12 protein-coding genes are annotated in these 13013 nt (G+C 69.3%); 4 read left to right on the top strand and 8 right to left on the bottom strand.

The window, feature by feature from the left end; all coding sequences use genetic code 11:
* Nucleotides 1-191 precede the first annotated feature (191 nt).
* Both CVO96_RS16740 and CVO96_RS16735 read left to right on the top strand, forming a co-directional pair.
* Nucleotides 192-1166: an NADPH:quinone oxidoreductase family protein gene (locus tag CVO96_RS16740; RefSeq protein ID WP_103313601.1), complete on the top strand. Its 975-nt coding sequence runs from the start codon at nt 192-194 to the stop codon at nt 1164-1166.
* Nucleotides 1166-1630: a MerR family transcriptional regulator gene (locus CVO96_RS16735; RefSeq protein ID WP_103313600.1), complete on the top strand. Its 465-nt coding sequence runs from the start codon at nt 1166-1168 to the stop codon at nt 1628-1630. Before CVO96_RS16740 ends, CVO96_RS16735 begins: the two co-directional genes overlap by 1 nt.
* 42 nt (nt 1631-1672) lie before the next feature.
* On the opposite strand, the gene CVO96_RS16730 is transcribed toward CVO96_RS16735, so the two are convergent.
* Nucleotides 1673-3085 (bottom strand): replication initiator protein A, encoded by a 1413-nt coding sequence (locus CVO96_RS16730; protein WP_103313599.1) that lies wholly within the window; start codon nt 3083-3085, stop codon nt 1673-1675.
* Between the two features lie 750 nt (nt 3086-3835).
* Here CVO96_RS16730 and CVO96_RS16725 point away from each other — a divergent pair.
* A complete protein-coding gene (locus CVO96_RS16725) occupies nt 3836-4642 on the top strand; it encodes a ParA family protein (RefSeq protein WP_103313598.1) in 807 nt (268 codons plus the stop codon).
* Entirely contained in the window at nt 4639-5514 is an 876-nt protein-coding gene (locus CVO96_RS16720; protein ID WP_103313597.1) for a ParB/RepB/Spo0J family partition protein, read from the top strand. The genes CVO96_RS16725 and CVO96_RS16720 overlap by 4 nt, the downstream gene beginning before the upstream one ends.
* A 44-nt stretch (nt 5515-5558) precedes the next feature.
* Here CVO96_RS16720 and CVO96_RS16715 read toward each other — a convergent pair whose 3' ends face one another.
* From CVO96_RS16715 to CVO96_RS16685, 7 genes are all read right to left on the bottom strand, one after another.
* Nucleotides 5559-6254, bottom strand: coding sequence for an HAD family hydrolase (locus CVO96_RS16715; RefSeq protein ID WP_103313596.1), 696 nt, complete (start codon nt 6252-6254; stop codon nt 5559-5561).
* 75 nt (nt 6255-6329) lie between these two features.
* Nucleotides 6330-7097 (bottom strand): 4-hydroxy-2-oxoheptanedioate aldolase, encoded by a 768-nt coding sequence (gene hpaI, locus CVO96_RS16710; RefSeq protein ID WP_103313595.1) that lies wholly within the window; start codon nt 7095-7097, stop codon nt 6330-6332.
* Nucleotides 7090-7935: a 2-oxo-hept-4-ene-1,7-dioate hydratase gene (hpaH, locus tag CVO96_RS16705; RefSeq protein ID WP_423739383.1), complete on the bottom strand. Its 846-nt coding sequence runs from the start codon at nt 7933-7935 to the stop codon at nt 7090-7092. Before hpaH ends, hpaI begins: the two co-directional genes overlap by 8 nt.
* Before the next feature lie 8 nt (nt 7936-7943).
* Entirely contained in the window at nt 7944-8957 is a 1014-nt protein-coding gene (hpaD, locus tag CVO96_RS16700) for a 3,4-dihydroxyphenylacetate 2,3-dioxygenase (RefSeq protein WP_103313593.1), read from the bottom strand.
* A complete protein-coding gene (gene hpaB, locus CVO96_RS16695) occupies nt 8950-10443 on the bottom strand; it encodes a 4-hydroxyphenylacetate 3-monooxygenase, oxygenase component (protein WP_103313592.1) in 1494 nt (497 codons plus the stop codon). The genes hpaD and hpaB overlap by 8 nt, the downstream gene beginning before the upstream one ends.
* Nucleotides 10444-10519: 76 nt before the next feature.
* On the bottom strand, nt 10520-12088 hold the full coding sequence (gene hpaE / locus CVO96_RS16690) for a 5-carboxymethyl-2-hydroxymuconate semialdehyde dehydrogenase (RefSeq protein WP_103313591.1): 1569 nt from the start codon (nt 12086-12088) through the stop codon (nt 10520-10522).
* 17 nt (nt 12089-12105) lie between these two features.
* Nucleotides 12106-12906 carry a fumarylacetoacetate hydrolase family protein gene (locus CVO96_RS16685; protein WP_103313590.1) on the bottom strand — a complete coding sequence of 267 codons (801 nt, stop codon included), beginning with the start codon at nt 12904-12906 and terminating at the stop codon, nt 12106-12108.
* Between the last annotated feature and the right edge of the window lie 107 nt (nt 12907-13013).

The raw sequence follows: 13013 nt of genomic DNA, 5'->3' as shown, positions 1-13013 counted from the left end.
TGCGGGGCGGGAGCAGGGGGATCAGCGGCGGGCCCCGGTCAGCGGGGGGACTGAACCCAGGGCCGGAGTGCGGGAATCCGCCTGAGCCTAGCCAGGGTTTCCGTGAACGTCAACTTTGAACGCCCGCGTTAAGATGCGTCCATGACCCCCAGCGTGTTCAAGACTCCTGTGCTCAGGAAGGGTGGCCGGCCATGCGCGCCCTGATCTGCGAGGCCTTCGGCGAGCCCGAGCACCTGAAGGTGCAGCTCCTCCCTGATCCCCAGCCGGGCCCCGGCGAGGTGGTGCTGGAGGTGCGCGCCGCCGGCGTGAACTACCCGGACGCGCTGATGGTGATGGGCCAGTACCAGGTCAGGCCCCCGCTCCCCTTCACGCCGGGCGCCGAGGCGGCGGGCGTCGTGTCGGCCGTCGGCGAAGGGGTGGAACACCTGCAGGTCGGGCAGCGGGTGGTGGCCTTCACCGGCACCGGCGCCTTCGCCAGCCACCTGCGGGCCAGCGCCGGGGTGGTCACGCCGCTGCCGGACGGGCTGGAGTTCGACGTCGCGGCCACCCTGCCGCTGGCCTACGGCACCACCATGCACGCCCTGATCGACCGCGGGGGGGTGCAGCCCGGCGAGACGCTGCTGGTGCTGGGCGCGGCCGGCGGCGTGGGGCTGGCGGCCGTGATGATCGGCAAGGCGCTGGGCGCCCGGGTGATCGCCGGGGTCAGCACGCCCGAGAAGGCCGAGGTGGCCCGGGGGCACGGCGCCGACGAGGTGATCGACTACACCTCCGAGGACTTGCGGGAGCGCCTGAAAGCGCTGACCGGCGGCCGGGGGCCCGACGTGATCTTCGACCCGGCGGGCGGCGCGCTGGCGGAACCGGCGTTCCGGTCGATCGCCTGGGGCGGGCGCTACCTGGTGATCGGCTTCGCTGGCGGCGAGATCCCGCGCCTGCCGCTCAACCTGCCGCTGCTCAAGGGAGCGGCGCTGGTGGGCGTGTTCTGGGGGGAGTTCGCCCGCCGCGATCCGGCGGCCAACGCCCGGCACCTCGCCCGGCTCGCCGGCTGGGTGCAGGCCGGCACGGTGCGGCCCCTGGTGAGCGCCCGCTATGAGCTGGAACGCGCCCCGGAGGCCCTGCGCGCCCTGCTGGAACGCCGCGTGACCGGCAAGGTCGTCCTGGTGCCCTGATGACCGTCCCGCCCATCCCCTTTTACACCACCGCCGAGCTGGCCCGTGAGGCCGGGGTCACCCGCCGCACCGTGATGCATTACGCCGAGCTGCAGCTGCTGACGCCGGATCACGAGACCGCCTCGGGGCGGGCCCTGTACGGCCCCTACTCGCTGCGGCTGCTGCGCGACCTGATCGACCTGCGTGCCCTGGGCATGCCCCTGGAGGAGGCGCGCGACATGGTCACGCTGCGCCGCGCCACCCACGACATCGAGGGCCGCTACCGCCACGACTGGACGCGGGAGGACGTGCCCATCAGCGATGAGCGGCTCAAAACCCTGCACGCGCGGCTGCGGGCGATCAACGAGGCGTATGTGCGGCAGGCCGACAACCTGGCGCGCTTCGATCGCTGGCTGACCAAACGCCTCACCGGCGGGGACGTGCCGGGAGCGCGGGAGCTGCTGGAGCCCGAGGAGCAGGGATAGTCCTGGCGGATCCGGCTGCCCCCGGGTTCAGCCGCCCAGGGGTCAGCGTGTGGGCTCCAGCAGCGGCTTGAGGCTCAGGCGGGCCCGCAGGTCGCGCACGATGGTCATCTTCTGCCCGCTGGCGATGCCCCCGATTGCCCAGGCCTTGATCTCCAGCGGATCCTCCAGGCCCTCGTCCAGGGCCAGGCGCAGCGTGTCGAGTTCGATCAGCTTCAGGTCGTTGCGCAGCAGGAAGGTCAGTGTCCGCATGACCTCCTCGACCTGTGTCTCGCGGGGGAGCGTCCGCAAACGCTCCTCCTCCCGGCTTTCCTCCTCAGCGGCCCGTGAAGGGGTCTCGAAGAGGCTGGGCTGAACTGCACCCCTCTCTTTGGTCACCTGAGCCTTGGAGGGTGCTTTCTGGGCCGCCCTGGCCTCTTCAGGCAGTTGATACTTGCCTGGGTTCTTCAGGACGTCCACATAGAACGCCGGTTTGCTGCGCGGTTTGTAACCCCCGGCCAGTATGGCCTTGCACCGAACCACCGCGTCCTCGACCCCGTGCTCGCCATGCTCGCGTACCAGCTGCAGGGCGCGCGTCTGGGTCACCCCCAGCTCGGCCAGTTCCTGCAGCAGCGCGGGATCGGGCGGGATGAAGGCCTCACCGAAGGTGTACTGCAGCAGTTTCTTCTTGCCCCGGCCCAGGTACTCGACGCTCTTGAGAAAGCCCTTTTCGATCAGTTCCTCGTGGGCCGAATCCAGCGTGCGCTGCGCCATGCTGGGCCGGTCGGTGACGATTTTGCAGGCCTCCGCCCACTCCATCAGGCCGACCTGATAGGCCATCGCCACGGCGTCCGGGTTCTCCGGATCACGGCGCTGGGCGTCGAGCAGGCGGTAGAGCGCGCGGGTCGGCGGCCGCTTGAGGGTCTGCATGAACGACAGGTCGAGCGACTTGATGTAGCCGGCCCTCACCGAGCGTGAGATCTCCTGCGGCAGGGTGATCCGCAGCACGCTGGAGGCGTCCAGCCGCTCGGCCTGTCCGGAGGTGAACTCGATGCGGTCGATGTAGCGGAAATTGACGTTCGTCCAGCGGCCCTTGGGATGGTCGCGCCAGCCCTCGGCGATGAAGTAGGTCGTGGTGGTCAGGCGCTTGAGGCTCTCGTCCAGGGAGGCGTAGTAGCGGCCGCTGGTGTCGAGACCGGCCATCTGGAGCAGCTGGTAGGGGGTGCAGGTCACCGTGCCGTCGGTGGGGGAACCCTGGTCGATGTAGAGGTTGACCAGCGCCGCGCTGATGTCGGTATCGATGCCGTGCGGCACGCCGTATTCCGGGAGGGCCTGGCAGGTCACCCGGTAGCGGCGATCGCCGTCCTCCAGTTCCACCGTCCAGTCCCGGTAGTCCGAGGGAATCCGCTCCTGAACACTGATCAGGCTGAGCCTGGCGATGTTCAGCTCATCGAAGCGTTTGATTCCCTTTTCGGTCACGGCGTCTCCTGTTGTTGTTTATCTTTTAAATCTTCTACTTCTTAAAAGAATATATGTTGTCAACAACAGGCGCCCAGGCTCGGCGCGTACTAGACGGCCTCGAGCGGGTGAAACGGCGCAAGTTGTCCGATAGTTTGGCGCAAGTTGTCCGATAGTTTGACCCCCCTTTCGGCGCAAGTTGTCCGGGCCTCCGTTCCCAACGGCGCAAGTTGTCCGATACTTTCGGCGCAAGATGTCCGATACCCGGAAGCCCCAAACGGCGCAAGTTGTCCGATAGTTCCGCCGAAAAACGGCGCAAGTTGTCCGAGCCTGGAGCCCCGAACGGCGCAAGTTGTCCGATAGGGGATGGTCAGGACACCGGGGCCGGGATTTTCAGCGATATCGACGGTCTTTGGACGAGCAACGGCGCAAGTTGTCCGATAGTCGGAGCTCCCCAAACGGCGCAAGTTGTCCGATACCCCCGTAGTCAGTCTGCAGGAGGGGTGGACTGGAGGGGTGGACTGGTGCCGCACGAGGGAGCTTGGTCACCGAACGGCGCAAGTTGTCCGATACCCCCGCGGCGGGAACGGCGCAAGTTGTCCGATAGGCCCGTGGGGGCGGGTGTCCAGAAAGCGACGTGCCAGACCCACTCTCTGGGCTCTCAAGGAGAACTGGCTTCCTATTCCTGCTCGTCATGTGACGAGCAACAAGGGTGCCCGGCGCACACACCGTGCCTTGCGCCCACGCCGCGGCGCGGTAGTCTGTTCTTCAATGCGCACAATGACGCTCTTCAATCATGCGGGTGGGGTCATGAAGTCCAGCCTGACCCGCGACGTCGGGTACACCCTGTCCGAAGCCGGGCAGCGGGTGTTGCTGATCGACCTTGATCCCCAGGCCAACCTGACGGACTGGCTGGGCGTCAGCGGCGTGACCCAGGAGCAGACCGTCTATGACACGGCCACGAAGGGGACGCCTCTCCCCTCCCCTGCCCGGGTTCACGGCCTGCACCTGATTCCCAGCGACGTCTCGCTGGCACTGGCCGAGGGGCAGATGATGGGGGTGGTCGGGGCGCATCTGCATCTGCGGCAGGCGCTGGCCCAGGTGAGTGAGCACTACGACGTGGTGCTGATCGACAGCCCCCCGAGCCTGGGACAGCTGGCGATCCTCGCGGCGCTCGCGGCCGACCACCTGATCGTTCCGGTGCCGACCCGTCAGAAGGGGATGAACGCGCTGGCCGGGCTGGGAGAGGCCATGGCGACCTACCGCAAACTGCGCCCGGATCTGACGGTGGCGCTGTATGTCCCGACGCTGTACGACGCACGGCGCTCCCACGACCGGGAGGCGTACGGCGCCCTCAAGGAGATCCTGCACCCGCTGGCCAGTCCCATCGCCGACCGGGGCGCCGTGTGGAACGACAGCTCCAGCGCCGGGCAGCCGGTGGGGGTGTACGCGCCGGGCTCGCCCGTTCACCGGGACATCCTGAAGGTCACGGCCGAGATCGCCCAGGCCACGGGGCTCAAGGTCGAGGGTCTGCAGATTCAGGGCGCCGCAGGTCAGGGCGCCGGGGAGCAGGCGTGACCCGCCGCCCCCGGCCGGCCATCGGGTCGCGGCTCAGCGGGCTGGTGGCCGGGGTGGACGCGCTGGCCGAGCCGGCCGCGACGACCCTGCCCACCGACGCCCTGACGCCGGGCGTCTTCCAGCCCCGGACATCGTTTCCTGAAGACCGGCTCGAGGAACTCGCCCGCAGCATCCAGGAGCAGGGCGTCCTGCAGCCGCTGCTGGTCAGGCCACTGGGCGCCGGCGCCTACGAGATCGTGGCCGGCGAGCGCCGGTGGCGGGCCGCCCGCCGGGCCGGGCTGAGTAGCGTGCCGGTGCTGATCCGCGCCCTGAACGACCATGAGGCGCGGATCGCCGCCGCCATCGAGAACCTGCAGCGCCAGGATCTCAACGTGATCGAGGAGGTGCGGGCCAAGCTGCAGGTGGCCGCCGCGACCCTGGGCGTGCCCGAGGGCGAGGCGGTGGCCCGGATGTTCGCGCTGGAGCGGCACGCCGAGCAGCAGGCCCCGGCGATCGCCGACCTCGACCGGGCGTTTGCGGCGCTGGGCCGGGAGACCTGGAACTCGTTCATCCGCAACCGGGCCGCCGTGCTGAACCTTCCCGACGACGTGCAGGACGCCGTGCGGGGTGGACTCGACTACCGCAAGGCGCTGGTCGTGGGCCGGGTGGAGGACGCCCAGCGCCGCCGGGAACTGCTGATGATGGCCCAGGGGGGGGAAACCGTGCAGAACTTGCGCGCCCTGGTCTCCCCCGCGCCCGCCGCGCCTCAGGACTCCTGGGCGCCGCTGGGCAAACGGCTGGCCGACCGCAAGACCCTGGCGTCCCTGGATGAGGCCAAGCGGCGCAAGCTCGACCGGCTGCTGCGGCAGGTGCAGGCGCTGCTGGGCGAGTAGGCGAGGGCACCCGCGGCTGCTCGTCACGTGACGAGCAGCCGGCACTATTCGTCCTCGTCCTCGTCTGGCACGCGGGTGGCCCAGGGACTGGCGCCCGGTACCAGGGCGTAATCACACAGGGCCAGGAAGTCGGCGTCGCTGCTCTGGGCGCTGACCCCCAGGATCAGGTCGGTCTCGTCTCCGAGGTACCCAATCACGTAATTGACGGCGCTCGCCGGCGTGAGTTCACGCGGCAGGACGCTCAGGGTGTCCCCCTGCCGCCGCGCCTGCAGGTCGCTCTGGAACGGGCCGTCCGTCAGCCACTCGCGCAGGGCCTGCTCGGCCTGCTCGAGGGCCAGATCCAGGCCGTGGGGATGGCGCAGCTGCACCAGCAGCGGCCGGCCATAGCGCTCGACCAGCACAACGTCCAGGCCCAGCTGACCCAGCTGGGTGATGTGCAGGGCAGCCTGGTGGGTGAGTTCGAGGCCCTGCTGACGGAGGGCCTGGGTCTCCATGATCAGGCGGCGCCAGGCCACGTCCTCTTCTCCGTCCGGCGTCAGGATCACGGCGCCGTGCTGGAGGATCTGCCAGGACGTGAATGCGGCGGGCACCGACAGCAGTTCCGACTCGTCCATGCCGGTCACCGGGATGAGTTCGGCGCTCCCCAGGAACAGCGACAGTCCGCTGGCGAGGCGTTCGGATTCGGGGGTCGGCTCGGTATTGACCAGGGTGGACATGGGATTGACGAAGGCGACGATCATGGGCCCATCCTAGGCGCCCCAGATATCGACACCGGATCGCCGGGCATCCTAGGTGCTCGTCACGTGACGAGCACGTCAGGAACCCGGGCGGAAGCGCGCCGCGAGGCCGGTCGTGGCGCGCGCGAGCAACGTGACGTCAGTGCCCACTGCCACGAAGGTGTACCCCCAGTCCAGGTAGGTGCGGGCGACGTCCTCATCGGTGGACAGGATGCCGGCCGCCTTGCCGGCCTGGCGAATCCGCCGCGCCGAGTCCTGGATCGCCGCCTGCACCTCCGGGTGACCCGGTTGTCCGAGGTGGCCCAGACTGGCGGCCAGATCTGCCGGGCCGATGAAGACGCCGTCCACCCCCTCGGTGCCTGCAATCTCGTCCAGTTGCGCGAGCCCGGCGGCCGATTCGACCTGCACGATCAGGCACAGGCCCTCGTCGGCGTGCTGCAGATAGGCGGCGTCACGGCCGAAGTGGCTCGCGCGGGCCAGCGCCGCCCCGACCCCCCGGATGCCCCGGGGCGGATAGCGCGTGGCGGCTACCAGGGCCCGGGCCTGCGCGGCGGTGTCCACCATGGGAATCAGGAGGGCGCGCGCCCCGATGTCCAGCAGCTGTTTGATCAGCACCGGGTCGCCCACTGGCGGGCGTACCAGCACGGCCGACGCGAAGGGCGCGGTGGCCTGCAGCGCGGCCAATGTGGAGCGCAGGTCGTTCGGCGCGTGCTCGCCGTCGATCAGCACCCAGTCGAAGCCCGCACCGGCACAAATCTCGGCGCTGTAGGGGTCGGCCAGGGCCAGCCAGAGCCCGATCAGCGTCTCGCCCCGTCCCAGGGCGGCCTTGAAGGAAAATTCAGCCATGTGCGGCCCCCCTGGGCTGACCGGCGAAGCGGCAGGAGAAGGTGCCCAGCGGGCCGTAATCGAAGGTGAACACGTCGCCGCTGCTGATGTCCACCGGGCGGGTGAAGGAGCCGGCCAGCACCAGTTCACCTGCGCGGAGCCCCTCCCCGTGGGGAGCGAGCCGGTTGGCCAGCCAGGCGATGCCGGCCGCCGGATGGCCCAGCACGCCGGCCGCCACGCCGGTTTCCTCAATCACGCCGTTGCGGATACACAGCGCCGCCGCCCAGCGGAGGTCAATATCGGCCGGGCGAACCGCGCGGCCGCCCACGATCACGCCGGCATTCGCGGCGTTGTCGCTGATGGTGTCCTGAACCCGGCGGGGCTTCCCGGTCGCGCGGCTGACGCGCTCGATGCGGGCGTCGATGATCTCGGCGGCCGGCGTCACGTACTCGGTCGCGCGCAGGACGTCGAACACGCTGACCCCGGGCCCGCGCAGGTCGCTGCTCAGCAGGAAGGCCAGTTCGACCTCGACCTTGGGCGCCACGAAGCGGGAGAGCGGGATGTCGCCGTTCGCCTCGAACAGCATGTCGTCCAGCAGGGCGCCGTAGTCGGGCTCGGTGATCTGCGAGGCAAGCTGCATTGCCCGCGAGGTCAGGCCGATCTTGTGGCCGATGAGGCGTCGCCCGCCCCCCAGCTTGCGGGCCACCCAGGCGCGCTGCACGGCGTAGGCGTCGGGAATCGTCATGCCCGGGAAGCGCTCGCTGAACGGGGAGAGGGGCACGCCAGTCTGCTCGGCCCTGTCGAGTTCGGCGGCCAGCGGATCGAACTGGGCTTCGGGGATGACGCGGTCTGCCAGCATGTCGGTCATCAGATCACATGCGCCGGGATGCCGGTCAGGTCGCCCTCGACCGCCGGCACCGCGCCCCCGTCAAAAGCTTCCAGCTCACTCGCCTCCTCGAACCAGGAGCGCGGCGTGCGGGCGCCCCACAGCGTCTGGCGGCGGGGATCGTCGCGCAGCCAGCGGATGGGCTCGAAGTCCGGATCGACCGTGAGGTAGTCGCTGGTGTACAGCTCGATGCGGTGGCCGTCGGGGTCGCGGATGTAGAGGAAAAAGGCGTTGCTGACCCCGTGGCGCCCGGGGCCGCGCTCGATGCGCTCGGGCTGGCGCGCGCCCGCCAGGATGTCGCAGGTGCGGATGATGGAGGTGATGTCGGGCATCCAGTAGGCCCAGTGGTGCAGCCTCGGGCCGGGGCCGTTGGTGAGCGCTAGGTCGTGCACGCCGCCGCGCCGCTGGATCCAGGCGGCCCAGTAGCGCTCCTGCTCGTCCACGGTGTACTCCGAGAGCCGGAAGCCCAGCTCATCCAGGTACCAGCGCATGGTGCGCTCCACGTCCGGCACCATCACGTTCACGTGGTCGACCCGCTGCAGGCCGGGGCCGCGGTGCAGGTGGTAGTCCTGCAGCAGCCAGCGGTGGGTGCCGCTCTGGTGGTAGAAGGCCAGCGGAAGGCCGAAGGGATCCTGCAGCCGCAGCACCCTGGGCCGGTCGAGTTCCTCCTCCCAGCGCCAGGGGAGACCCTGCTGCTCGGCCAGCGCCACCAGCGCGTCCAGATCCGCCTCGCCGGCCACCCGGTAGGCGAGGTGGCGCACACGGGGGGAGACCTGCTGCTCCAGCTTCAGCGTCCACTCGCGGTCTTCCACCCCGCGCAGATAGAGGGCGCCCGACTCCTCGTGCAGGACGTTCATGCCCAGCAGGTCGACGTAGAAGGCGCGGCTGGCCTCCAGGTTCCGAACCGTGAACACCGTGTGCGCGATGCGGATGATGTTCGGGCGAATCCGGGGCCCCCCTGATCCCTGTGTCCCCGATACCTGTGCCTCAGTCATCAGCCGCCACCCCGGCGGGCTGGGCACTGCGGTTCAGGAAAGCCTGAATCCGCTCCACGTAGGGGGCCTTGTCGTAGACCTCGTACAGCGCCGAGTGCATCCGCACGGGGTCGCCGAAGAAGAACTTCTCGTACAGGCTCTGGCGGCCGCCAAACGAGCTCATGGACATGTCCCAGGCCAGCCGGAAGAGCTTCAGGCGCTCCTCGGCGCTGGCGTTGCCGGCCTGCAGGTACCGGCTGATCTGGGGCCCCAGCGGCCCCTCGCGGTCGGCCTTGCCCGGCATCATGATGATGCCCGAGGCCCCCAGCAGCTGCAGCAGCTCGGGCAGGCGGGCGTAGACCTGCGGGTAGTAGTTGCGCGCGGCGTCCAGCGGCCCGCGCGCCGGGGTCATCACCCCGTAGGCGTTCGGCTGCGCGTTCGCCACTGCCGCCACCTCGAGAGCTTTCATGATCTCCAGCATCACGATGATCTCGGCGACCTTGCTCTGCACGTGCTGGAAGCCGCCCGAGCCGATGGCGTCCACGATGGCCTGCGCGGTGCCTAAGAAGGCCTCGGTCTTGGCGACCTTGAGGTTCACCACCTGGTAGGCCATGTGCAGCACGGCGTCCGTGCCCGCGTAGGCCTTGTTCGCCAGTTCCACGTCGTAGAGCAGGAAGACCCGCTCCCAGGGCACGAGCACGTCGTCGAAGATCACGAACGCATCCTGCTCGTCGAAGCGGCTGCCCAGCGGGTGATCCTCCGGGTCGCGGCCGGTGTCGAAAGGCTCGCGGCACTGGAACGACAGCCCTGGCGTATTGGTCGGCAGCGCGAAGCCCATGGCGTAGCGGCTCTTGTCGGCGTTCTCCTTGAGGACGGTGGAGGGAAAGACCAGGATCTCGTCGGCGATGGGCAGGGTCGCCATCATCCGGGCGCCCCGCACGATCACGCCCCCCTCGGTCTCCTCGACCACGCCCAGCGCGATGAAGGGATCGGGCAGCTCCGAGGCCAGCCTGGCGCGGTTGACCTGCGGGTTGGTCAGGGCGTGCGTGAGGCACAGGTCGTGGTTCCGCACATGCTCGAAATAGCGGCGCATGTTCGCGGCGAAGTCGCGCCCCGGGACGCTGGCCTGGCTGGCCTCACAGGCCGAGAAGTAGTCCGCGCCCATGCCGGCCGCCATCACGTTGGCGTTCATGTAGTCCGGCGCCCGGCCCAGGAAGCCCAGCGCGTAGTTCGCCCGGACGCGGTGCGCCTCGCCGATGCGCGCCAGATCCTCCCGCGTGCGCGGCACCAGGTAGGACATGGCGTAGCGCTCGCCCTCCTCCTCGAAGGTCAGCAGGTCGCGGAGTTCCGGCTGGTGCTGCAGGTCGTAGAGCCCCGCCAGCGACAGGCACATGTTCCGGGTCGCCGGGTGGGTCGTGGGGTCGTCCACCCGAGCGCCGTCGATGTAGAGGGTGGGGGGACTCTGCCGCAGGCGGTGGAGGAACTGCTGTCCGGTGATGGCGCCCATGGTTACCCTTCCTTTCCGGCGAGGCCGGTGTGGCGAGAAAGCGAGACCCGATGACCCGCGTCGGCGCGGGCGCCCGTCATTCGCCCGCCTCCCTCGGCGTGACGACCGGCGGCGTGCCCACGCCCAGCCGGGCCGCCTTGTGCGTCCCCAGCGAGATGGCGACGTTCTTGGTCTCCATGTAGAAGTCGAAGGAATAGTCTCCGCCGTCGCGGCCGATGCCGCTGTTCTTCACGCCGCCGAAGGGGGTGGGCAGGTGGCGGACGTTCTCGGAATTGACCCAGATCATGCCCGCCTGCAGGCCGTGCGCGAAGCGGTGGGCGCGCGTCAGGTCGTTCGTCCAGAGGTAGGCGGCGAGGCCGTACTGGACATCGTTGGCGAGGCTCAGCGCTTCAGCCTCATCGGAGAATGGAATCGCCGTGAGCACCGGCCCGAAGATCTCCTCCTGGGCGATCCGCATGTCGTTGCGCGCCCCGGTGAACAGGGTAGGGGAGACGTAGTTGCCACTCTCGCCCACGCGCTCGCCCCCCGCGGCGATGGTCGCGCCCTCCTCGCGGGCCGCCCCGAAGTACGACATCACCTTCTCCAGATGCCGCGGATGCACGAGCGGCCCGATCTCGGTCTCGGGGTCGAGCGGGTCACCCACCCGGATGTTCCTGGCCCGCTCGGCGATGCGGGCGGTGAACTCGTCGTAGATGCCCTCCTGCACCAGCACGCGGCTTGAACTCGTGCAGCGCTCACCGTTGAGCGAGTAGATCATGAACACCACGGCGTCCAGGGCCCTGTCCAGATCGGCGTCGCCAAAGACCACCACCGGGTTCTTGCCGCCCAGCTCGAAATGCACCCGCTTGAGGGTCTGCGCGCCCTGGCGCATGATCGCGCTGCCGGTGGTGGTCTCGCCGACGAAGGCGATGGCCTGGATGAGCGGGTGCTCGGTCAGGGCCTTTCCGGCACTCTCCCCGAGGCCGTGAACGAGGTTGTGAACCCCCGCCGGCAAGCCGGCCTCGTCCATGATCTCGGCGAGCAGCGTGGCGCTCACCGGGCTCCACTCGGCGGGCTTGTGCACCACCGTGCAGCCGGCCGCCAGCGCGGGCGCGATCTTCCAGGTGGAGAGCATGAACGGCGTGTTCCAGGGCGTGATCACCCCGACCGGCCCGATGGGCTGCCGGAGGGTGTAGTTGAGAAAGCCCGGCGCCGGCAGGCTCTGGCCGTCGCCCGCACCCGGGGCCCGGTCGGCGTAGAAGCGGAAGTTCTCGGCGCCGCGCGTGGCTGCCGACTTCATGAAGCGGATCGCCTGACCGGTGTCCAGGCTCTCCAGCACGGCGATCTCCCCGGCGCGCGCCTCGATCAGGTCGGCGATCTTGTGGAGAAGCCGGCGCCGCTCGGCCCCGCCCACCTCCTTCCACAGCTGAAAGGCGTCGTGCGCGGCGCGGGCGGCCCGGTCGATGTCGGCCTCGTCGCCGCGGGCGACGGTGGTGAGGAGGGAGTTGTCGATGGGGGAGTGGGCCTCGAAGGTCGCTCCGCCCTGAGAGTCCACCCACTGCCCGCCGATGAAGTGCCGCAGGCCGCCCGCGAGCCGGGTGCGGCGCAACTCCTCGGCCAACAGCTGGTTGGGATGTCGGGTCTGCGGTGCGTCGATCTGGGTCATCTGCGTCTCCTCGTGGCCTAACGGCCGTCCCACTCGCCCTCGCGGCTCTCCTGGCCGGTGATGGGCTCGGCCAGGTCGTCCTCTTCCTGAATGTCGTTGACGAGCTGGCCCAGGCCCTCGACCTCCAGCGTCATCACGTCGCCCGGATGCACGTGGCTGATGCCCTTGGGCGTCCCCGTCAAAATCACGTCGCCTTGCTGCAGGGTCATGAAGCGCGAGATGTGCTCGATCAGCTCCGGAATGCTGAAGATCATGTCGGCCGTGCTGCCTTCCTGGCGCAGTTCGCCGTTCACGTGCGCGGTGAGGCGCAGGGCGTGGGGGTCGGCAATCTCGTCGGCCGTGACGTAGTACGGCCCGAGCGGCCCGAAGGTGTCCCAGCCCTTGCCGCGCATGGGCGGGCGGAAGGTGTTGGTCACGTAGTCGCGCACCACCAGGTCGTTGCCGATGGTGTAGCCGCCGACGTAGCCCATGGCGTCCTTCGCCTTCACGCGCCGGGCGTCGCGCCCGATGATCACGCCCAGTTCGACCTCGTAATGCATGAACTGCGCGCCGCGGGGGTAGATCACCGTGCCGCCGTGGGGCAGCAGGGTGGTGTTCGGTTTCCAGAACAGCGCGGGCTCCTTGGGCTGCGTGAGGCCCAGCTCCCCGGCGTGATCGTGGTAATTCAGCGCCAGCGCGATGACCTTGGGCGGATCGACCGGCAGCCGGAACTGCACGCGGGCGGGGTCGTGGGCCACCCCGGCGGCGTCGATCAGCCGTCCACCGTCGAGGTGACCGCTGAGGGCGCGGCCTCCGGAGAGAAATCGGGCGTATTTCATGGGGGCTCCTGGGGAGAACAGACGCTTGAGGGGGTCAGCATAGGACGGGCAATGACCGGTGCCGCTGTAGGAAGTCACAGCGTCGGCCGCGGTGGTTGTAGATTTGG

This window comes from Deinococcus koreensis, assembly GCF_002901445.1.
In the GTDB taxonomy this organism is placed as follows: Bacteria; Deinococcota; Deinococci; order Deinococcales; family Deinococcaceae; genus Deinococcus; species Deinococcus koreensis.
Note: the sequence above shows the minus strand (reverse complement) of the source record. Positions and strands in the feature narration are given on the sequence as shown.